The following is a 23,754-nucleotide window of genomic DNA, read 5'->3' as shown; positions in this document are numbered from 1 at the left end:
GAGTCCCTTGCTGTTCTTTGATACGCGCTGTCCGCCGGCGTTGTAACGGCCGAGTTCTACAGCGGGTCCGTCCTGTCCGTTGATATCCTCAATGCCGGTTGAAGTGTCGAGTACGGAAGCGAGCTTTTCGTTAGCGGCCTTCACCTTGTCAGCATCAACCTTGACAAGCTTGCGGTCATATGTCATCAGTCCGTTCATTTCGGTCTCGACGTCAGTTATCTGTGAATATACGGCAGCAGAGAAGTCCTTGGCTGCATCAGACTTGGCAAGAGCGGCAATTCTGCCGGAGAGTGTCACATAAGCGTCAGTCAGTTCATCTGTTCCGGTGTAATCGGTAGCTGTGTATTCAGGATCCCAGCGATAGCCTTCGACGTTGTAGCTGAGTCCACCATACTCGCCGAGAACTGTAGGACGTGTAGCATCGTAGAAGTAAACGGACGGTTCACTGCTGTAATCATGGAGGTCAAGCATGTCGCCAAGGCCTTCATGATGGTTTCCACCGCTGGCAGCATCGATAAGACGTGTTGCGTCCTGACCTCTTGTACTTGAAACAACAGAAGATGTAAGGAACTGTCCCCAAGCCTCATTGAACGGAGTCCATACAACAATAGAAGGATTTGAATAGTGCTGTTTGATTATCTCTGTCCACTCTTTTGTGAAATTTACGCGCACGGTTGTGGTCGGACGGCCGTCTGTACCTGTATACCAGCTGTCGCTGTTCCAGTCCTCATAAGAGTTGCCAAGAGCAGGCATATCCTGCCAAACGAGCATTCCGAGGCGGTCGCAGTGGTAATACCAGCGTGCCGGTTCCACTTTCATGTGCTTGCGTATCATGTTGTAGCCAAGACTTTTTGCAGTCTCTATATCATAGCAGAGGGCTTCATCGGTCGGTGCGGTGTAGAGTCCGTCAGGCCAATAACCCTGATCGAGCACACCGTTCTGGAAGAAGTCTTTGTTGTTTAACTGCATACGCCATACGCCGTTCTTATCCTGTGCCACAGAGATCTTGCGCAGAGCGGCATAGCTGTCCACACGGTCGGTCTCCTTGCCATCGCATGTGAGGCTGAGCTCCATGTCGTAGAGATAAGGCGACTGCGGGCTCCACAGTTTCGGGTTAGCAACATTGAGTTCGATGTCGGTGCCTGGAGCGCCTTCACCTGTAGCCACAACATTGTCGCCATCCAGAAGTTTCGCGGTCACAACGGCATTGCCTCCGCTCACTCCTTCGGCTGTAGCGTTGACAACAAACTTGCTGTTGTCAACATCAGGTGTAGTGGAAACAGCTGATATGTATTCGTTGTTTACCGGCTCGAGCCATACTGTCTGCCATATACCGGATACCGGAGAATGCCATGTACTTCCGTCTCCCTCGGCATCCTTGCGCTGTTTTCCTACTGGTTGCGATTTCTCGTCGGTATTGTCGATAACCTTTACAGTGAGTTCGTTTGCACCGCTTTCTGACAGGAAATCAGTAATGTCAGCGCTGAACGCTGTATGTCCGCCTGTATGAGAAACAACACTCTTTCCGTTGACATAGACTGTTGCAGTGTAGTCGCAGGCGCCAAAGTTGATGATGACACGCTTTCCTGCCCATGTCTCAGGCACTGTAAACTCACGCTTATACCACAGAGCGTTGTTCTCTACCATCGGCTGCATAACGCCAGAAAGGCTCGACTCGATAGCGAACGGCACAAGTATCTGACCGTCGTACATTGCCGGTTCAGCACTGGAGCTTGCCACATTGAATCCGAAATTCCAAAGTCCGTTGAGGTTCATCCATTCTGAACGCTCCATGAGAGGACGCGGATATTCAGGCAGCACGTTGTCCACCTTCACCTCATCTGCCCATTTTGTCTTTATCTTGTCGCCTGCAGGAGCCCACTCCTTTACCGGTGGCTCCAGCGTACCTATCTTGTCCATGAGAACCTTCATCCAGTGTCCGCCGATCACAGAACGTGCCTTGAATCCACGCATATCGCCGGAGTTTGTCCAATACCAGTCGCTGATTGGCACGCGTGACTTGGTTTCATCGATATACTTATATACAAGGTCGGAGAACTTGAGGAATGTCTCTGTGTCGGGAGACATGGCTGCTGTCCACATAATCCAGTCGCTCTTGGTGTATGCCTCGCGACTGTCGAGCGGCAGACCATACGTATTCTGCTTTGTGAGATAATACTGTATTTCGCGCTCTGCAGCCTTGTTGGGGAAGATATGTATGTTCCAAAGCTTGTCCCAAACCATATTATATTTCTGGCTCCATGTATTATCGCGGTCGAAAGCAAGGCGGTAGTGGTCACCTTCTCTTGCCATAGACTCCCAGATACGTGCCATCTCCTTGGCTTTGTTCATATATTTGTCGGCTGTAGCGATGTCGCCCTTGATGCGTGCCATCTCTGCATATCCGGCCACACCCATAATGGCTTTCACGGAGAGGTTGGCGTTGTGCGCCCAGTGTCCTGCGAAGTCGTCGGTACAGAGCTGGTTCTCCGGATCCTGTCCGTTCTCAACAAGATAATCTGCCCAGGTTGTTATAATATCCCAATATTTGTCAACATAGGCCGTGCTGTTCTCAAGTTTGCATATCATCGCCGCAAGAGTTATCATATTACCAGATTCCTCCAGAGGCATGTCGCCGCCATAAACCTGTCCGTTGGCGATAGGATATGTTCCGAGATCGTGTGCTGCGAAAGGCTTTGTCCAGCGTCCTGTGTAACTGTACTCGAAGATACTTGTCATCATGCCTTTCTGCAATTCAGGATTGTAGAGAAGGAAGAGCGGAGCCGACGGATAAGTAAGGTCAACGGTGTTGACACATCCGTTGGAGTTGTTCTCCTTGGAGAAGAAGAGCAGGTTGCCGTCCTTGTCCTCGAAAAGCTTGTGGGCAGCAATGACGTGACGGTATGAACCGGAAAGTATTTCAGCATATTTGGTATTGCCGGCAGCAAGTCCGTCGTCGTAGATGCGCTTGTCGAGAGCACGGCAACGGGTCATGATGTCAGTGTAATTGTCGCGCAGTTCGGCGAAGGCCTCAAGTATTGTCTTACCGTCGCGTGCCCAATATCCTTTATAGTTCTTGCCCATGTAGGTTATGTCGTACACTTCGTCGTATCCAAGCATAGCGAAGCTTGAGGCTGTGCTCACGCTTCCGAAATCGTGTACATAAGATATTGAAGGCATGGAAGAAACACCGCTTCCTTCCAGAATGCGATCGCTTTCAGGAAGTTTTCCGGTGGTAGCGAAAACATTTTCAGAAACATATCCTGACGACAGAGACACCTCGCCGTTGATTGCAGGCATGTAAAGATATCCCCAGTCGATACAGATGAGGTCGCCGCTCTTCTTGAGTATGGGCTGCGACATTGTGCCGGCCTTGATGTATTTGAAACCGTCTGCGGCCGCCTGAAGCTCAGACTTGGTGCGCTGCGATGTCTCATTGACCGTCAGTTCAGGCGAAGTTGAGAGATAGAACTGCACATCATGGTTTGCACCGTCTGTTGAAGTTACCTGATAGGATATGTAGTTGATCGGTGTTGACAGAAGGTCGAGGTCGTCGATAAGCATCGGAGCGGTGAACACGAGGTCGAGGTTCACAGGACCGCACTTAAATGTATAATAAGTATTTGTAGCAAGTACATCGACTGCTGTCTGCTCGGCTGTTTCGATGTCGGCGCCCTCTGTCTTCACATTACGATACAGTCCGTAATCGATGAGCGCGCCACCAGTGGTGTTGTGACAATGAGCGGCGATGACGTTCTCACCCTCCTTGAGCAGCGCCTTATGCGAAGCTGAGAGATGGAGAGTCTCTCCCTGAAGCCATGTCTCGCCTGTTGACACAACCTGTGTGCCGTTGATATAGAGTTCGAACACGTCGTCATGAGAATAGACAATGTAAAGATCATCGTTGATATCGTCAGCTGTGAGATTGACGGTACGTCTTACGTACACGTCACTGTTAGTCTCTTCCCAGTTTGTGTTCACGTTAGGATATTCGTCAGCCGTACCGATAGCGCCCTGCTCCGTTCCCCATGAAGAATCGTCGAAATCGGCAGCAGCCCATCCGTCGCCCGGATTCTTGCGGCTTGTCTTGGCTGTCCACGCGCCCTCATCGGCCATCGGCAGAATGGACTTGAGTATATAAGGCTTTTCAACTCCCATAAAGCGATAGGTCTTTCCGTCCACACGCAGCAGTCCGTCTATGGCTTTCTGGGCGTCTGTCCAGTGGCGTGTAGGTCCGTCGGTAAGCCTGTCATAAGGCGACCAGATAGAAAAATAAGGGTCGTTCACCACAATAGGTACAGAAGGCAAACGCAGGTCGACGCTCTTGTAAGGCTCGAAAAACTCCGCGGTTTGCGCACTAACCGTCATTGCCGCAAACGCAGCAACAATAGATGTAAATATTCGTTTCATTCGGTTTAAAGTGTTAGTTATAATCTTATCATATTTAGCGGCAGAATAAAAAAAGGCCAGGAAAATACATTGCAAAGATATAGGTTTGAACTGACAATACAAACAATAATTAGTTAAAAAAAGCAGAATGCATATCTTTACGAATGTTTTATGCGTCAAAAGGTTATGAATACATAACTTTTAATACCACTGCGTCCGCAAATGCCGGAGTCTGTTCTATTGCACCAAGACAACACTTCTGAAATAAATATTCATGCAATCAGGCAGTAAAATATTTAGATATAACCATACAGAAATGAGATCATAGCGCGCCCTCAACCGCATCTAATACATGGAGAAAAAGCGAAAAAAGAAACTGTATCATGCGCTACCGACATTGGGAAAGACAGAATACAAATGAAGACAACATGCGCCCATTATAAGATTCCATCACAACGACTCAGAATTATTTTTTTACAAAACTGATAGAAAAGGGTTACATCTGATACTCTTTTATCATAAACATCATAACAGAACAATAAAACAAGAAACTCAATTTAAAAAACAAACAACTCAGAATTATATCATGAGTACATAAGCACAAGTTTACAACAGTATAATACAATCGGAAAAACTACCGGGCAACAACAGTATGGAAGTCCGGAAACACAGGTTTAATGGCATAACAACATAGAAAACACTGGAGCATAAATATTACAGCCCACGCCGGTATACGACGTCGGACATCTGAACGCGCCATATATTACCACATAATAACAGAGCAACAATTCCACATTATTATAAACGTCATAAACGCATAAACAATAAAAAACATTAAGAATGAAACATTTAGTATGTAGTTTAACAGCATTTATCATGACATGTACCGGCCTACAGGCAGCAAATATCCAAGTGTCGGGCAATGCCATATCCGTAGAAGAGACAAATGTAAAAGAACTCATCGACAGTGCCAGATGGGGTGACCGTCAAGCGTACTTGCACCTGGCAGACTGCTACCGCAACGGAACAGGTGTAAAGAAAGATTTTCTCTGTTTCTACGCTATGGTGAAACAGGCTTTAAGTTTCAAGGTTATCACAAGTATCAAAGAATACGCCCAAACACTTCCAAAGAACGACACGTTCAGGACTATGCTTGAAATATCAGACGCAACAAATGATATTCTGAGAGAGAAGAAGGACTCTCTTGACAGGATACTTACGGAAATGGATACTCCTGATTCTTATGCATTTCGCGCCATAATTGCCATCACTATAAACGATGAAGACACCGCGCTGAAACTGTTAAGGACAGCATCGGAAAAAGGCAGCAACGTCGCCGGTCTCATATTGGCAGCATCTGGCCTGAAAGAACCGACAATATCAGTCATACCGAAGTTCGAGATGCTTTGCAAGGAAACACCGGTGACCTATCGCATGCTCGCAAATATTTATATCAAAAAAGGAGATAAAAAACAGGCGGCCATTTATCTCATGAAATCAGAAGAGCATGCCATGATAAGCAAAAAGAACGCAAAATGGCTGCTGGAATACGACAAATCGGGAGGAGAAATAAAACTGACAGAAAACGACAGACAGCGTCTGAAAGCCTTTGTCGGCGCAACCGGTGAAGAGTTTGGGGAGGAATAAACATTAAACCTCATAGCTATAAAGAAAAATACGAAAGGTATAAAACAGCGATAAGCTGTTCTTATACAGCAAATCTGTATATGTGGCATTCATAATGACAATATCCTGCCATACTGACATTACGGAAACCTGCTTATCCTCACCAACGACAGAACAACAAAACATACAACTGCAAAAAACATAATATTTACAACAAACACATCTAACTTAACTATAAAGAATATGAAAAGAAACCACACCAGATTCATCGAAAGACTGAATGCTTTTTTCTCACACATTGCCGGATGGTTCAGTTTACAGTTCGCCATTAACGACAATTCGGCATACAGCAGATTTATCAGACGGGTGTTCGGCGGATGTTTCGCACTGCTGACACTCATTTTAGTAGCATCCTTGTGTTCGAGAACATTTCAAGACATTTCAAGAATGTTCGAATACGACGAATATCTGATGTCCTACACGCACAGAAGCATGATTCTGTCGCGCGGAGCAACCTACCATATAGATTGTGACGAAAAAACCGGCTACATAGAAAATTCGGCCGGTGAAAAAACCATATCAGACATCTCTTGGATTGCAACACCTTCAGGCAATGACTCACTTGTATGTTACAGCGACGGCTGCAAACGCGGATACTTCAACATTCATACCGGCATGCCGTCCATAAAACCTCAATATGCGCATGCGTGGATATTCTCCGAAGGACTTGCCGCCGTGGATGACAAAGGATGGATAAAGTTCATCGACGGCAACGGGAAAGTGGTCCTCGATCCAAAAATTCCTTATATCGAAGGATCGGATGGCTATATATTCCACAACAATCATTGTGCGACACACAACGATGACCTGAACAAGATAGGACTGATAGACAAGAAAGGCAGATGGATATTACAGCCCAAGTATGCCTCAATAGTACCACGCGACAGCTTCTGGATAGTAAACAACGGCAAAGAACAAAGCGTAATATCAGACAACATGCAAACCATCATACCGTTTATAGCCAAACGGATACGTCTTGAAAACAACATTTTCAAAGTTACAATGCACGACCACACTCTGCGGCAATACGATCTCGAAGGCAAACTCATTGATGATTTCTATATCAGCGATATAGAATACCTGACCTATGACACACCCGAATTGAAATATCCTTCAATCTCTGATTATGGTAAAGACGAAGAAAAGGATGACGCAAATCTCGCCACCGAGCCACAACACGTAAAAGAAACAGCCAGATGCAGACAGTACGAGGCTGAATACGGATGGTACGGACTCATGTCGCCAGAAGGCAAGATTCTCACTCCTCCATCCTACATAAGCATAACAGCAATAGACAAAGACCTGTATCTCTGTGAGGAAAACAGCGGTAATGGCGTGCTGTTAAACGGAAAAGGAGAGAAGGTAGAATAAAACCACAGAGCGAACAACAAACACTCCGTAAAAACAAAATCGCTGACAGAACATTTCAAGTCTGTCAGCGATTTTACTATGTGGTGCCAACGGGAATCGAACCAGTGACACAAGGATTTTCAGTCCTTTGCTCTACCAACTGAGCTATGGCACCATCTGTAACTTTTATTAAGCGAGTGCAAAGATAGAAGTTTTTTTATATATCAGCAAATTTTTCTCGAAAAAATTGCACGAGTTTCAAAAATTTGATGTACCTTTGCACTCGCTTTTAAGGCAATCGGGATGTAGCGCAGTTGGTAGCGCACTACGTTCGGGACGTAGGGGTCGGGCGTTCGAGTCGCCTCATCCCGACACAAAGCGACAAGCAGTGAAAATTGCTTGTCGCTTTTGTTTTATCATGATACAAACAGCCTTGTCCGGCTTATCCTAACATTTTATACAGAGATTCTGGCTCAATAAAAACTCTGCCGGGACTGGTTTCAACGGGAAACAGGGATTCCATCCCCATCTCGGCGTTGTTCCCTTCAGTATAAAGTGAGGCAATCAAGGCCGTTTACAGATTTTCAGTATCTCTCGGTTTTTCCGTCTGAGTTTTCTGTTCTACCCCAAAAAATAAACGAGAATTTGCAGCGAGGTTCAGCTTCGGACGCAAATACGCGAGAAATAAGAACTTTGCTCAAAACACTGGATATCAATAACTTATATTCAAGAGTGATTTTTTCGTCATACGAAATGCACCATTTTGGCACGTGATATGGCCTGTTTCAGGGGCTGAAACGTGCAATATCACACCCTGAAACAGACGAAACCGGAGGCTGAAACAGGCATAATCGGAATGCAATATGAATTATCGGGGATTACGCAACAGGGTATAGGATAATGCCGTAAAGACATAACGAGGCTTTCCGATGCTACATTTAACATTTCCTAACATCTCTTTTGCGATTTTATTTTGTCAAAAATTAGTCAAGAAAATCTGTAAGTCCGTCGTCCGGGTTTTCTTTAAAAACGCTGATATGACGTGCTGGGAGAAATACGAAAAACACGCATCTTTCTAGCAATGACGATAAGTTCCGGCGAATTTTACGAACTCGTGAAAGGAACAAACAATATCAAATCGATAAAGGATGTAGGAGATGGCGTACAGGTGGAAGGTACGTTTACTGGAACATACGAATGTAAAAGCAACAACAGACAATGCGAAATAAAAGGCAAATATAGAATGACATTGAACGTAGTGAGTTCCAACAATCCATTAGATTGACATTATACAGGAAAACGTATCGGTGTGATATACTTGTAAGTATCATATCGGTACGTTCCGCATCATGGCGAACCAAACATAATATCAGAAAAAAAACGAAACGGCTATTGTCTGCAATATTCCGTCAATTCAGGATAACACCAATAAGTACATGAGTCATTTGATACTACCTTACGGATTGCGTAAAGAGAAAAACCACACTCTTTGACAGCGCTTTTCAGGCATCAGCGGACCATGCGTAAAGCCGTTTCACATCATGATTCATAAAAACACTCCATTGGAAATGCATCAGAACTCCACATAAGGGCGCAGGCGCTCTATGTCACGTGGCGTGAAATCCTTCAGCAGTTTCAGGTCGTCGAGACTGCGGAGAGGGCCTTTCAGCCTGCGATAGTCTATGATATGGCGCGCCTGATAGAAGTTGATGTACGGGTGGCGTTTCAGCTGATTGAGCGTCAGACGGTTGAGATTGAGTTTCCTTACAGAATGTCCCGAAACCTTGAAATAAGGGAGTGCTGTCTCGGGAAAGCCTTCTATCTCTGACAGCTGACTCACGGACACATAACCGCCCAGGGCGTTGCGGTATCTCACTATTTCGGAAGCATAGTAACGGCCGATGCCCGGAACCTTCTTCAAGGCCGTGGTATCAGCATCATCGAGCATCACATACTGGCCCGGCTGCAACTTAACAGGATACAGCACCGTGTCGCGTTCGTATTTCTTCTCATCCGCATTGCCATACAGTTCGGCCGCAGGCCTGTAATCGTCGGATATCCTTATATATGGCAACAGTTCTCTATACTGTTTCGCGGTAAGTCCATATAGACGCGCGAAATCCGACGGTTTGCGATACACTCCGCCCTTGGCGCGGTATTTGTAAATATTCTGAACCTGCCACGGCTGCAGTCCGAGCCGCAGCAGTTGCGTGCTGTCTGCCGTATTGGGATCGAACGCGAACAGTTCGCGAGGGGCTGTTTCTACATTATATACATAGTGGCGCTGACGCCGTGCGGTCTTTCCATATGTGACAGTGTCGGCCTTCAGACTGTCGGTCTTGGCAAGCTGCGAGGACATTCCGCCATTGTCCGTGACACTGATAATAATCACGGACAGGACAATGACCACCAGAAGAAATATAATGACCCGACGGTCGCTCTTCGGAAAATAGAAGAACTCCTTTATCATACAAGTCTTGTCACATCCTAAAAAGCTCTCTGCGCCGCATCAGATGACACCGAACTGATTGAGGAATATGAGCATGATGCATATCGGACACACAAAGCGCACACAGAACAGATATACTCCGAACAATGCGCCACGGAGTGTTCCCCAGTTTGTAAACTGGTCTTTCACAATCTTTTTCGGAACATACCATCCGAGGAACAGACATGTGAGGAATCCGCCGAAAGGCAGCAGTATCTGTCCGGTGACGAAATCGAGCGCGTCGAAAACAGATTTACCGAATATTGTCAACTGCAGATCGGTATGGCCGAGCGACAGCGAACACAACGCACCGACAACACATGCGATGACCGTAACGAACGTAGCACCACGCAAACGGGATATGCGGAACTCCTCAAGGAAGAAGGCCGTACACACCTCATGAAGCGAAATGAGCGAAGTGAGTGCCGCAAGCGAGAGCAGCACATAGAACACAATGGAAACAATGTAGCCAACAAGCGGCAGATGGGTGAACGCCTGCTGGAACACGTTGGGCAGTGTCATGAAGATGAGCGAAGGGCCACTGTCGGGAGCAATGCCCACAGAGAACGCCGAGGGGAATATCATGAGACCGGCCAGAACAGCCACCATAGTGTCAACAAGCGAAATGTGCACCGCCGTGTTGAGAAGATTTGTACGGCGGCTGAAGTATGAGGCGTAAGTGCAGATGCATCCCATGCCGATACTCAGAGAATAGAATGCCTGTCCGAGAGCACCGAGAAAGACACCGCTATCCACCTTGGAGAAATCGGGCTTGAGCAGAAACTCCACTCCCGCACCGGAACCGGGAAGATTGCACGAAGCCACAACAAGGCCCAGCAGAAGAACGAACAGCGTGGGCATGAACATCTTTGAAGCCTTCTCAATGCCTCCTCTCACACCACGTATCACCACCAGATGGGTTATCACCAATATGGCGACAGTCCACAACACAGGCTTTACGGGCGAGGCGGAGAACTCGGAGAAATAGCCGGCCACGTATTTCGGATCACCCTGAAGCTCTCCCGCGGCCGAAGCAAAAATATACTGCAGACACCATCCGGCGACCACTGCATAATATCCTATAATCAGAAATCCGGTGAGCACACCCATGAATCCGATATATTTCCATGCCGTTCCGTTGGACAGTTTTGTGTAGGCACGTGCCGTGTTCGACGCTCCCTCACGTCCGATGATGAACTCACTGATCATACAAGGGATGCCGAGCAGCAGAACACATCCTATATATACAAGGATGAAAGCGGCTCCGCCGTTGTTGCCTGCCATATAAGGGAAACGCCAGATGTTTCCAAGTCCAACAGCAGAACCGGCAGTGGCAAGTATCAGTCCGAATCTGCTTCCGAATTTAGCTCTCTCGTTTGTCATAATCAAAGAAAAATAACTGAAACTCTGCAAAAGTATAAAAAAATATCTACTTTTGCATTAAAAAAGAAAGCAAATGAGAAGATTTACGCATCATCTGACATCAAACTATCCGATTTCATGCCTGTATATAGCATTCATATGGATTTTATGCTTCATGGATGTGCCTGATACGCCGTTAGAGAACATCACGCTGATAGACAAATGGACACACGTACTGATGTATGCCGGCACATGTGCTACGATATGGTATGAATATCTCCACCGGCATGACAGAACAAACAAGCCACGCCTCTTCCTGCTGGCGTGGCTCGCACCGCTGTTTATGAGCGGAGTGATAGAGATTCTTCAGGAATACTGCACCGGCGGCCGGCGTAGCGGCGACTGGCTCGACTTCGCGGCCAATGCCATAGGTGTGACGCTCGGAAACGTCATCGGTATTCTTCTGGCAGCGTATCGCGCCAGGAAGAAAAAGGATTAACAAGAAGGTGGGAGTTGTAGAAGCGTTTGTCGCCAGTTACCTCCATTCCGATGAAATCGGGCTTTTCAAACTCTTCGTCAGCACTTTCCAGCTCCACCTCAGCCATCACAAGACCTTCGTTGTCGCCATAGAACTCGTCCACCTCAAAGGTGTGACGTCCGCTTCTGACGAGATAACGGCTTTTGTCTATCAATCCTCCACGACACAGTTTGAGCAGTTGCAGAGCTTCGTCTGACTGTATTTCTGTCTCAAACTCATAGCGCGACAGTCCGCCGTCGAGCGAACGGCTCTTTATGGTGAGATAGGCTTTGTCGTCGCGCAGACGCACTCTCACGGTGGCATCGGCACAATTCATGTAGCCCTGCCTTATTCTGCTGCACGAAAAGGCGGCGCGTTTGAATGCGTCGCCTTTTCGTACGAGAAACTTACGTTCTATTTCCAGACCGCTCATTACGCAACTACAACCCAGATGGTATAAATCACCGCAAGCAGTATAAGACTCCAGAATATTATCTCAACTACTTTCTTTGCCTGTTTCTCCTGTTGTGCTTCGCGGCGTGCGCGGTTCAGTTTGCTTTTTTCACTCATAGTCGTAGTATTTTAGGTTATTTATGTTCAAAAGTTGCGGCAGGCCTCTCCTGCCGCGACGGTTACTGTTCTTCGTTTACCGGGAACTCCATGAGATATGCTTTGATGAATCCGTCTATCTTTCCGTCCATCACTCCATCAACGTCCGTTGTCTGGTAGTTGGTGCGATGGTCTTTCACACGACGGTCATCAAATACATAGCTGCGTATCTGGCTTCCCCACTCTATCTTTTTCTTGCCGGCCTCAATCTTTGCCTGAGCCTCAAGTCTTTTCTTCATCGCGCGGTCGTAGAGCTGCGATTTGAGGAGTCGCATCGCGTTGTTGCGGTTCTCAAGCTGCTTACGGCTCTCGGTGTTTTCGATGAGGATTTCTTCTTCCTCACCTGTGTCCGGATCGACATACTGATAACGCAGACGCACACCGGTCTCCACCTTATTGACGTTCTGTCCACCGGCACCACCGCTTCGGAAGAGATCCCAGCTTATCTTCGACGGATCCACAAACACCTCGATGGTATCATCTACAAGCGGTGTTACGAACACACTGGCGAAACTTGTCATGCGCTTACCCTGCGCATTGAACGGTGACACTCGCACAAGACGATGCACGCCGTTCTCGCTCTTGAGGAAACCGTAGGCATACTCTCCGCCCTCAATCTCCATTGTAACGCTCTTTATTCCGGCCTCATCGCCTTCCTGTAAGTTGCTGATGGTCACCTTATGTCCATGAGCCTCAGCCCAGCGCATATACATACGCATGAGCATCTGTGCCCAGTCCTGACTCTCCGTACCGCCGGCACCACTGTTTATCTTCAGCACACAGTCCATAGGATCTTCTTTCTGGCGCAGCATATTCATAAGCTCCAGCTTCTCTATGGCCTGCATGGCTTTGCTGTAATCCTCGTCCACCTCTTCTTCGGTGAGCATATCGTCCTTATAGAAATCGAAGGCCAGCTTCAGCTCGTCGGCACACATACGGACTTCCTTGTAGCCGTTAATCCATTTTTCAAGGCCTTTTACCTTCTTCATCTGTTCCTGCGCCCGCTGCGGATCGTCCCAGAAATCAGGAGCCTGCGTACGCAGTTGTTCTTCTTCAAACTCTATTTTCTTTGCGTCGATGTTGAGATAGTGATGCAGTGCCTCGGCACGTTCCATCACGTCTTTCAGCTGATCTGATGTTATCATTACAAATGTTGTTGTTATTTTAAGTATGTATATCCGGCCTTGCGGACGTATCCTCTTCTTCCGGCAACCAGTCTGTCCGTAGCGCCGACACTGTAGGACACGTCAGTCGGCATACATTTTTTCTATCACGTCCTTAAAGTTCTTGTATATCACCGGACGCCTTAGCTTGAGCGTGTTGGTAAGCTCACCCGACTCCATTGAGAAGTGATGGGCTATAAGAGTGATGCGTTTCACCTGCTCGTAGTGTGCAAGTTGCTGCTGCAAAGTTTCCACACGCTCCATCATCATGTCGTGTATGCGCTTGTCGGCACACAGATCCTCGCGGCTCTCAAACTTGATGTTATGATCACGGGCATACTCCTCGAGCAAACGGAACTCCGGTACCACCAATGCAGAAACAAACTTATACTCGTCGGCAACCACAACCACCTGGTCGATATATTTGTCGACAAGGAGCATGGCCTCCACCATCTGCGGGGCAATATATTTGCCGTTGGAAGTCTTGAACATGTCCTTTATTCGATCGGTAAGGAACAGCTCTCCGTTCTTCAGATAGCCGGCATCACCCGTATGGAAGTAGCCGTCTTTGTCGAACGCCACCGCATTGACGGCGTCGCGCTTGTAATATCCACGAGTGATGGTCGGACCTTTGAGCAATATCTCGCCGGTTTCGGATATCTTGATATCAACGCCTTCGATGGGACGTCCGACAGAACCGACCGTATAAGGTTTGTTCTTATGGTCGCACGACACTGTGGCAAGACTTTCCGTCAGACCATAACCCACAATCATGCAAATGCCAACGGAGTGGACGAACTGCTCAACCTCGGGCGACACAGTCGCTCCGGCCGTCGGGAATATGTTGGGATTGGTGAGTCCTATCTGGTTGCGCACAATCTTGAGCAATGTTTTGTCCACCAGCTTATATTCGAGTGCAAGACCGAGCGGAGGACGTTTTCCCTTAGCAAGATATTCCACATTGTGACGGCGTCCCACCTCAAGTGCATGACGGAACACCTTCTGCTGCATAGGTGACGAACGGTCTATCTTGTCCTTCACGGCCTGATAGACTTTCTCCCAGAAGCGTGGCACGGCCGACATACATGTGGGATGTGTCTCCTTCATTGACTCCTGTATCTCACGCGGATCGGTGTTTATGATAAGCTCGGCACCCTCAGAAAGGCAGAGATAAGACCATCCACGCTCGAAAACATGCGTGAACGGAAGGAAGTTTATAACCCTATCCTTCTCCGTAACCGGCACACATCTGTCGTTTGCGACAAGTGCCGAGGCATACTGACCATAGGTAAGCTGCACGCCCTTGCTCTCGCCTGTCGTGCCACTTGTGTAGAGAATGTTGCACAGATCGTCGTCCGAAGCCTCACGCCACAGCGCCTCTACCTCCGCCTGACGCGGAAGATTGATGCCAAGACCGACAAAGTCGTCGAAATAAAGAGCATGAGGATCGTGCGTGCTGATGCGCACACTGCGGTCGAAAATGATGATACGCTCAAGCGACGGACACAAGGGGAAGATACGGTGAGCCTTGTTGTACTGCTCCTGTTCGCCGACAAAGATGAATCTCACCTGCGCGTCGTTGATCATGAACTGTATCTGCTGTTCGCTGCTTGTGGCATAGAACGGCACTGTGACGGCCCTTACGCCGTATGCGCCGAAATCGGTATAGAGATATTGCACACAGTTCTGCGAGAACACCGCGATATTATCCTGCGGCTTCACGCCAAGATTGAGCAGAGCATTGCTCACCTGTTTCACTCTCAGGGAGAAATGCTCCCACGACACACTGCCCCAGGTGCTCTTACCGAAAAGTCTGAACGTGAGCGCCGTGCGCGAGCCGTATTTTTTTGCCTGCTCGTGAATGAGCATTGAGAGATGACACCTTGTCTGCATAAGCGTTGGTTTATAATTATTGCAAAAATAATGCAAATATACCAAAACTCAAAACAAAATAAGGATTTATTTTCGCCGCTCCGGCACGGCTTCAAATGGGTACAAATAAAAGTCGCTGGCCTCACGGACAGCGACTCTCACCTATGGAAAAACATTAAGTTTAGTTTAATTAAGCCAAATTATTGATGTGGTTGCACAAACTTGATTTTAAGTTTGCGGCTTTGTTCTTATGAATGATATTGGTTTTTGCCAATCTATCAAGCATCTTCTGTACAGAGGGGTAAAGTTTTACAGCCTCCTCTTTGTCAGTGAGAGAGCGCAATTTGCGAACTGCGTTGCGCATTGTCTTTGCATAATATCTGTTGTGCAAATTCTTTACCTTTGTCTGACGTATTCTTTTTAAGGATGATTTGTGATTTGCCATCTTTATTAGTCTTCTTTTCTTTGTAGTATTTTTATTGTAGTCCCTAGCAGAATCGAACTGCTCTTTAGAGAATGAAAATCTCTCGTCCTAACCGATAGACGAAGGGACCGTAGATGTCTTATTTGCGGATGCAAAGGTAGACATTTTTTATTTATCCTCCAAATATATTTGAGTTTTTTTTTCAAAATAGTGCATTTTTCGTAATTTTGCGGTATAAAACGCATGAATTTATGCTGACAAAGACAAGAGCAGTGGTGTTACGCACACTTAAATACGGCGACTCGCAAATCATCGCCGACATGCTCACACAGACCCACGGACGGCTGTCGTTCATACAACACATACCTAAAAGCGCACGCGCAAGGGTGAAGAAACAACTGCTGCAGCCACTGTCGATTCTCGACATAGTGTTCGACTACAGACAGAACACCCGCCTGCTGCGCATCAGCGACGCCTCCATAGCCTGCCCGCTCAGCTCCATACCCTTCGATGCCTACAAACTGTCGATAGCCATGTTCGTGGCCGAGTTCACCAATTTCGCAACCCGCAGCGAACAGGACAACGAACCGCTGTTTCAATATATAGTCAACAGCATAATGTGGCTCGACGCATGCCGCAGCGCTTTCTCCAACTTCCACATTGTATATATGATGCACCTCACGCGCTTCGTAGGCTTCTACCCTAACCTCGAAAGCCGCAAAGAGAACGCCTACTTCGACCTGCGTAGCGGATGCTTCACAGACGGACAACCCTGGCACACGGACTTTCTGAAACCGGAGGAGGCTGCAAGAATAGCAACACTCATGCGCATGAGATATGAGACAATGCACCTTTTTGCATTCTCACGCAATGAGCGCAACCGCTGCGTGGACCTCATTCTGAAATACTACAGGCTGCACGTACCCGACTTTCCCGAGCTGAAGTCACTCGATGTGCTGCAGGAACTTTTTGCCTGATACGCGTACGTCACAGCTGATCTGTGTACATTAAATAAAATATGGCGCACACCGCCCGGTGTTCTGATTTTCATATTCATACTTTTCCGCCTTGACTTTATAGTGACAAAAGAAATCTGCAAAACGGAAACCGTTAAGTCACAAGGGCAGAATATAAAACACATGTTCTCATAAAAACAGACCGGTCATTCTCTGTCTGCGATATAAAAAAGGTCTAAGTAAAAATTCTATACGGATTGCCTGCAATAAGAAACCGCGACATCTGTCCCGTATCGGCATTGTTGCTTTCAGTTGAAAGAGATGCGATATGGGGCAGTTACAGATTTTAAGTATCCTGCGGTTTTTCCATCCGAGTTTTCAGTTCTACCCACAAAAATAAGCGAGAATTTGCGGGCAGACTCTCCGTCGGACGCAAATACGCAAAAATAAGAGATTTGCATAAAACACTGAACATCAGATATTTATAAACAAGAACCATTTTTTCGCCGTGTAAAAAACACCATTTCAGCACGTGATATGGCCTGTTTCAGGGCCTAAAACGCGCAATATCACACGCTGAAAAAGTCGTAACCAGACCTTAAAACGGGCATAATCGGAATGTAAGACGATTGATCCGGGATTACATCGCAGGCCATACGACAAGACAGCACAGCCGAAACGGGCTTTCTGATACCGTATTTAACATTTCCACGCATCTCTTTTGTGATTTTATTTTGTCAAAAAAAAGTCAAGAAAAACTGTAAGTCCGCCGTCCGGGTTTTCTTTAAAAACGCCGATATCATGCGGAAGAAGATGCGCGCAAAGCATGCACTCTTCTCGATGTGTGGACTTAAAGGTTGTGGCAAAATGAATTTATTATTACACGGACACATGCTCCGCCATGTTTTATACACCCGTGCATTGTCCGCGATTCTCACTTCATTCCGCGATAAATCATGAATAAAACCAATACACACAGAATTCATACTAAGCCTAAAAAAGGCAATATCACCACACGGGAAAGCCTTCAAGACAATCAAGGAAATGCAGGGCAGAGAATCATAAAAGGGCGTCACGCAATATCTGAAAAGCTTTATCACGCCACAATATTACACATATAGAAATTCGGGAAATCACACTCCGCCGACTTATATTATAACCGCTCTAAAGTTGCGTAACAATAATCATAAAAATTCTGACGCAGAATAACGACCTTACACGGAAATAACGATGCATAAGTATACAAAAAACATCAGGCAAAAATAGAATGCGAATGCAACTCAAGTACAAAACTTTAAAGCACAGACTTTTCAATACATTCATAAAATATACGACCATTCTCAATATGCAAATCCGAATCATAACATAACACAAAGTCTCGTTACATAATTATCATTATTTACATATTGAAAATGGCCGGACTATATTCACAATTATTCCTTATAAAAGAATAATACTATAACAATATACATGCACATTATCAGCAAGCGACCTTAACTATCTTTATCGTGCTTTTCTTTTCTCCGGAACGTACTGTTAGAACATACACTCCTGGTACAAGTCCTGACACATCAATACGTCCATCGCACAAACCATCACGAATCACCATATTGCCAGCCATATCATATAGTGCAATACTATCGAGCGGCATATCACACTTCACGTATACAACATCACGTGCCGGATTAGGATAAACCATTATGCGTTCGTTTTCATCACGGGATATTATTCCAGAAGTAAAATCACATGTAAAACGATATGTACCTGACCCAAGTTTGAACACAGCTACACCGTCATCAGAAGACACAAATTCTACGCCCTCTGACTGTATAGCAGGTACACCACCTTCATACACAACAGCATCTTTGAAAGGCAACGGGAAATAAAGTGTAGAAATGGTATTTGCAGGAACCTCCACTTCACAGACAAGATCGTCGCCCTCATATTTCCACTCTGACCTAATAACACCATAAGCCGACTTATACGAAGCCTTGGCCCAGGTTATACGTTCCTGTCCTTCTGGTATTTCTTTACGCACATCAGGAGAAGGCCTGAGCACAATATGTTTAAATCCTGGAGCGTCCTCATCCGTATCTATACCGCCAAGATATCGATACATCCATTCACCGACAGCGCCATAAGCATAATGATTAAACGAATTCATTGTATAATCACCGAAGCCTGTATCAAGTCTATAGGAATCCCATCGTTCCCATGTTGTAGTAGCTCCCTGATCCACGCTATAAAGCCACGATGGACACTCTCGTTGAAGTAAAAGATTATATGCTTTATCTATGAGTCCTTGTTCGGAAAGAGTTGTATTAATGATACCTGTTCCAACAAAGCCAGTATTAAGTCGATCGCCTTCAGAAGAGATTAGACGTGAAAGTAACTTGCGCACGCGTTCCTCCGACACAGCATCTGGCAACAATCCAAACTTAAGTGCCAACAGACACGTTGTCTGGGTTTGCTGACGCGGTACACCATTCATAAGATATCGTGTGACAAACTCTGCTTTTATATCATCAAACAGTTTCTCGTACATTTCTGCATTTCGTGCATAACGGTCGTCTGGTGATTTACTTAAAGCTTTCGACATCTTAGCCATAAGGCTCGCATCATAAGCATAATAGCACACACTTACATAACGTGAATCCGTCGGGACAAAAGCCAACCAGTCACCGAACGTTGGTACACCTCCTTGATACTTATAACCATCACCAACCTGACGTGAGAGCCAGTCCATATATCGCATCATGGACTCATAATTGTCTTCTATTATTGACTTGTCACCATACATCTGATACATTGTCCACGGTACTATTATACCAGCATCAGCCCATGCTCCAGCTCCGTAACCGTCCCAACTTTCATAAGGCGACACATTTGGATAAGCCCCTTCAGAGTGCTGCCCATCACGCATGGTCTCCATCCAATTAGCCAAGAAGGTTGAGACATCTGCATTATATGCCGCCGTACGTGAGAATATCTGCACATCAGCAGTCCAGCCTAATCTTTCGTCGCGCTGGGGACAATCTGTAGGAATGCTTATAAAATTACTACGCTGACTCCACTGGATGTTACTGAAAAGACGATTGACAGAATCATCACTTGTAGTAATGCTTCCGGTAGTCTCAAGCCGTGTACTGATAGGCAGACCTGAAACATACATTATTTCCACGTCATCTGATGCAGAAACTTCGCAGTATCTGAAACCAAAGAACGTCATGGTAGGACGGTATGTTTCGCCATTCTCTTTTCCTGCAAATGTATAAAAAAGTTCGGCTTTAGCACTACGTAAATTAAGAAGATAAAGACTTCCACCAGGACCATCATTTCCACGAGACTTTTCACCTGTATCATTGAGCATTTCCGAAAATCTCATTCGTAGGCGATTACCGGAAGCGGCACGTGCTTTAAACTCCACCCATCCTGCAAAATTCTGTCCAAAATCAAATATTACAGTTTGACCTTTCTTTAATTTAAGTGGCGCAACAGACGATGTTTCCGACACAATATTTATCATTCCAAAATCAGAACCCTCGTCCAAAGTACCATCATATACAGTTGTCTTTACAGGCACAAACGTATGTTCATCAAGTACCATCACTGGTGGTGTTTGGGGAGCTTCCACAACTCCATCGAAATCATCTGACTGAGTAACAGCATTCCAAGCAGACTGGTCATAGCCGGCCTCCGTCCATCTGTCCTCAAGTCGTGCATCATATATCTCACCATTATAAATATCACCACTTCTCATAGCTCCACCTGTAAACGACAACCACGAACGGTCTGTGACAACATTCTCCACTGTACCATCCTCATACGTCAAACGCAACAAGGCAATAAATGCAAGATCGGGAGTTCCATATTCCCCATGAGCCACATCACCACGCCACCATCCGTCAGTCACTACAGCGCCAACAGCATTAGCACCTTCATGCACAAGCGATGTTATGTCGTGACATGAATAATGTACCCGCTTGTGATAGTCCGTACGACCAGGCTTCAATTCTTCATACACGACAGTACCATCTGGCTGGACATGACCTACTCGCACACCATTCACAAAAACATCGTACACTCCAAGGCCTGAAGTGTAAAGCTTTGCAGACTTAATTTCACGAGACACCGAAAATTCCTTTCTAAACATAGGTGCACCTTTTGTTCCCCGTTGCATAACACGAGTTTCAATTCCTGTCACAGGCATATACATTTTATGGTTGCCATTCACGTCAACCACAATAGCGTCATAGAAAAAAGCTGACGGTAATTGTTCAAAATTCTCATCAAGAACAATTGTAGGTATATTGTTCTCATCATATTCGGTTACAAGCACATTGTCAAAATAGACATTATCACGGAACTGAGCCGAATTATCAACACGGAAGCCTATATCACCCTTAGCCAATACACCAGAATTATCAATATAGGTATCTACAAGTACACCATCAATGAACGTTCTGATGCACTTACCTTCTACATCTATTTTTACACGACGTTCATGATTTAGAATATCATCCTTAGAAAATTGTTCTATAATAACGTCATCATATTGCGGATGCAGACTGTTATTGTAGATATGATGCCTCAATAATGGTTTGTCAGAATCAAATGTATTTATCTGCCACATAAGATATGTACGAGCTCCTGTCGATGAGAATACGATGGCAGCATTGTCTTTCATAAGTGTCATGTCTGCCTCAATTGTATATTTCAGAAAAGCATGTTCGTCTTTCTGCCATGCATAAACAGAATTCACAGTAGAACCGACAACACGTAGGTATCCATCCATCACCTCACCACCGTCAAATCCATATTCGTCTGAACTAAAATCCTCCTCAAACAAAACCTTACCAGAAGACGTCACTACTTTAAAATCATCGAACGAAGCTATCTCCGGAGCACCATCGCTCTCACCTTTATCCTGTCGAACACCAACAAGACCGTAAGAGAAATCGCCGCTACGCTCATCGACAAGCACACCATCAATATATGTTTTAGCCATTGTACAATCATCAGACACCTCCACACGAACGGTGTACCACGAACCTGTTTTCAATACAACTTTCCCTGTAAGATCGATATTGTCAAGACATGCCGGATTGCCATTTGTCCATTTATGAGGACGTAGACGTGGAAATTCACCTTCCACATTAAACTGCCACATATAAAAATTAGAATTATCCTTACGAGCAAAACATATACCAGCAGCAGTATGTTCAATAGAGAATCTTGCCTCAATTGTGTATTCCGTTACTTTTTCAACATCAGGAATTTCCGTACCGGCAGGGAAATCCGTAGCCTTTATCCATTGAGCCCCACTCCATCCTGACGACATCAAGCCAGTGTCGAACCATGCGATTTCTGAAGATGTAGCCTCGTTATTGGCATTATCTGTAACAGTAACACGCCAATAATAGCGTGTAGCCGGTCTAAGAACAAGACCAACAGCCTTGACCCCCACACAAGAATCAGAATCCACTATACCAGAGTCCCACACGATGTCTCCAAAAGAAGGATCTGTAGAAACAATAATACGATAAGAAGTCTGCATAACGCAACGTCGGTCTGAGCTAATATTCCAGCTAAACATTGGTTCACTAACATCAATAATTGCAGGATTGATCATATTCTGAACCTTAAGATTGTTCACAGATAATCCAGAAGCATGCATACTGAAAAACAGCAGCGACAATACAACAAGTAAAAATTCTCTTTTCATTTTGTAACAGTTTATTTAGATTGTATAGTAAAAGATTTATTATCCGATTACAAATTCTATATGTGATGACAAATATAGCGTTTTTACCCTTATCATATGTAAAATAATTGATATTATATATATAATAATTGACATTCAGACAAATAATTCTACATTTGTATGTCCCAATGTTTAAGAGGACTTAATTAGTTTCGAAATATATGTTGATTATCGCAGAAGAGTAGTGACAATAACTATCGGAGTAAAAATATCTTACCTAGTGAAGTTTATACAGAAAAAATATCTAACGGCCTACATGTTTTCTCATTAAAATAACAGAACCTTGCCAAAGATAGTTTTTTTATATATAAGGCTACGCTACTGTATTCAGCGACTTACAACTACTCACAGCATATGTAAGCATTATATTTTCCTCATATAGATGAGGAAAATATAATAAATCACATTGTAAAAAATATTAAAATAAATTCAAACCACTTGCACGAATATATCTGTGAGAACATATACATGGAGGATATTGTTAGGAGTATGAACATCAAATATACGAAATGCTAAAAATTCAAACAGAACAGAAATATATTTAATAAGAATATGATCTTCTATATAATGTTCAAATCACCACTTTATTTCATCAAAGTATTCCAGATTGTGGGGATGTCACAACACAGGAGTTTTCATACGACAGCATCCATGAATATGAATTCTCTGACAGTTCCTATATTACGGTGTCTGACGTGTCAAAAGATATAAGTATTTCCAAAAAGATAGACAATTATCATTATCTGTCGTATAGACCGAAACAGAACAATAGACACGCTGATTATATTGGCTATTCTGAAAATAACGCAAAGGTAAATATACATTATACAGAATGAAAATAGGATCTGTCTCACATATAACATACACATGCTAAATTACTATTATTGTATATCATATTTTTTAACACTCACATAGTATTAAAAATATGTTATCTGCCGAGCATCATAGTATTATTAGTTATAAGTATATACGTTTTCCTTAAACGAGACTATTCTCAAAAATACACACCAACGGTAATGAAAACAACATTAATAAATCATATAATACCATTAAAATATGGCTATGTATTTCTACATATAGAATATGTGTGCACAGCACACCCCACGCAGCACCATATACTAACAAAAAAAACAGAATAAATAACGTGAGTTCGACGAATTCAGAACAATGCAAG

At 45.0% G+C, this 23,754-nt stretch carries 13 protein-coding genes, 2 tRNA genes and 1 pseudogene; 6 read left to right on the top strand and 10 right to left on the bottom strand.

What is annotated here, in order from left to right; translation table 11 throughout:
• Positions 1-108: 108 nt before the first annotated feature.
• Positions 109-4,410: pseudogene (locus WKT13_RS11460) on the bottom strand (glutaminase domain-containing protein); the annotation flags it as partial.
• An 819-nt stretch (positions 4,411-5,229) separates the two neighbouring features.
• Between WKT13_RS11460 and WKT13_RS11455 the strand changes: the two are divergent.
• The gene (locus WKT13_RS11455; RefSeq protein ID WP_340323974.1) at positions 5,230-6,036 is read left to right on the top strand and encodes a hypothetical protein; all 807 of its coding nucleotides are present in this window, start codon (positions 5,230-5,232) and stop codon (positions 6,034-6,036) included.
• 222 nt (positions 6,037-6,258) lie between these two features.
• Positions 6,259-7,446, top strand: coding sequence for a WG repeat-containing protein (locus WKT13_RS11450; RefSeq protein ID WP_340323973.1), 1,188 nt, complete (start codon positions 6,259-6,261; stop codon positions 7,444-7,446).
• An 81-nt stretch (positions 7,447-7,527) separates the two neighbouring features.
• Here the strand turns inward: WKT13_RS11450 and WKT13_RS11445 are convergent.
• Positions 7,528-7,600: transfer RNA gene (locus WKT13_RS11445), tRNA-Phe, on the bottom strand.
• 124 nt (positions 7,601-7,724) lie between these two features.
• Here WKT13_RS11445 and WKT13_RS11440 point away from each other — a divergent pair.
• Positions 7,725-7,797 (top strand) — tRNA-Pro (locus WKT13_RS11440).
• A 709-nt stretch (positions 7,798-8,506) separates the two neighbouring features.
• Positions 8,507-8,710, top strand: a complete 204-nt coding sequence (locus tag WKT13_RS11435; RefSeq protein WP_340323972.1) for a hypothetical protein — start codon at positions 8,507-8,509, stop codon at positions 8,708-8,710.
• 288 nt (positions 8,711-8,998) lie between these two features.
• Here WKT13_RS11435 and WKT13_RS11430 read toward each other — a convergent pair whose 3' ends face one another.
• The gene (locus WKT13_RS11430) at positions 8,999-9,895 is read right to left on the bottom strand and encodes a ComEA family DNA-binding protein (protein ID WP_298621187.1); all 897 of its coding nucleotides are present in this window, start codon (positions 9,893-9,895) and stop codon (positions 8,999-9,001) included.
• A gap of 39 nt (positions 9,896-9,934) precedes the next feature.
• On the bottom strand, positions 9,935-11,296 hold the full coding sequence (locus WKT13_RS11425; protein WP_298621189.1) for a sodium-dependent transporter: 1,362 nt from the start codon (positions 11,294-11,296) through the stop codon (positions 9,935-9,937).
• Positions 11,297-11,369: 73 nt separating this feature from the next.
• Here WKT13_RS11425 and WKT13_RS11420 point away from each other — a divergent pair, with 73 nt between their 5' ends.
• Positions 11,370-11,774 carry a VanZ family protein gene (locus WKT13_RS11420; protein ID WP_340323971.1) on the top strand — a complete coding sequence of 135 codons (405 nt, stop codon included), beginning with the start codon at positions 11,370-11,372 and terminating at the stop codon, positions 11,772-11,774.
• Here the strand turns inward: WKT13_RS11420 and WKT13_RS11415 are convergent.
• From WKT13_RS11415 to rpsT, 5 genes are all read right to left on the bottom strand, one after another.
• Positions 11,725-12,225 (bottom strand): CYTH domain-containing protein, encoded by a 501-nt coding sequence (locus WKT13_RS11415; protein ID WP_298621193.1) that lies wholly within the window; start codon positions 12,223-12,225, stop codon positions 11,725-11,727. The two genes, WKT13_RS11420 and WKT13_RS11415, sit on opposite strands and share 50 nt — an antisense overlap.
• Positions 12,225-12,362 carry a hypothetical protein gene (locus WKT13_RS11410; protein ID WP_298621195.1) on the bottom strand — a complete coding sequence of 46 codons (138 nt, stop codon included), beginning with the start codon at positions 12,360-12,362 and terminating at the stop codon, positions 12,225-12,227. The genes WKT13_RS11415 and WKT13_RS11410 overlap by 1 nt, the downstream gene beginning before the upstream one ends.
• A 62-nt stretch (positions 12,363-12,424) precedes the next feature.
• Positions 12,425-13,546, bottom strand: a complete 1,122-nt coding sequence (gene prfB, locus WKT13_RS11405) for a peptide chain release factor 2 (RefSeq protein WP_298621197.1) — start codon at positions 13,544-13,546, stop codon at positions 12,425-12,427.
• 102 nt (positions 13,547-13,648) lie between these two features.
• Positions 13,649-15,457 carry an AMP-dependent synthetase/ligase gene (locus WKT13_RS11400; RefSeq protein WP_340323970.1) on the bottom strand — a complete coding sequence of 603 codons (1,809 nt, stop codon included), beginning with the start codon at positions 15,455-15,457 and terminating at the stop codon, positions 13,649-13,651.
• Positions 15,458-15,626: 169 nt separating this feature from the next.
• Positions 15,627-15,881, bottom strand: a complete 255-nt coding sequence (gene rpsT / locus WKT13_RS11395) for a 30S ribosomal protein S20 (RefSeq protein ID WP_340323969.1) — start codon at positions 15,879-15,881, stop codon at positions 15,627-15,629.
• 230 nt (positions 15,882-16,111) lie between these two features.
• Here rpsT and recO point away from each other — a divergent pair, with 230 nt between their 5' ends.
• Positions 16,112-16,837, top strand: coding sequence for a DNA repair protein RecO (gene recO / locus WKT13_RS11390; RefSeq protein WP_298621204.1), 726 nt, complete (start codon positions 16,112-16,114; stop codon positions 16,835-16,837).
• Positions 16,838-18,296: 1,459 nt separating this feature from the next.
• On the opposite strand, the gene WKT13_RS11385 is transcribed toward recO, so the two are convergent.
• Positions 18,297-22,541, bottom strand: a complete 4,245-nt coding sequence (locus tag WKT13_RS11385; RefSeq protein ID WP_340323968.1) for a family 78 glycoside hydrolase catalytic domain — start codon at positions 22,539-22,541, stop codon at positions 18,297-18,299.
• Positions 22,542-23,754 lie beyond the last annotated feature (1,213 nt).

Source organism: Prevotella sp. HCN-7019, from assembly GCF_037890215.1.
Taxonomy (GTDB): Bacteria; Bacteroidota; Bacteroidia; order Bacteroidales; family Bacteroidaceae; genus Prevotella.
This window is presented reverse-complemented; position numbering and strand designations above follow the sequence as displayed.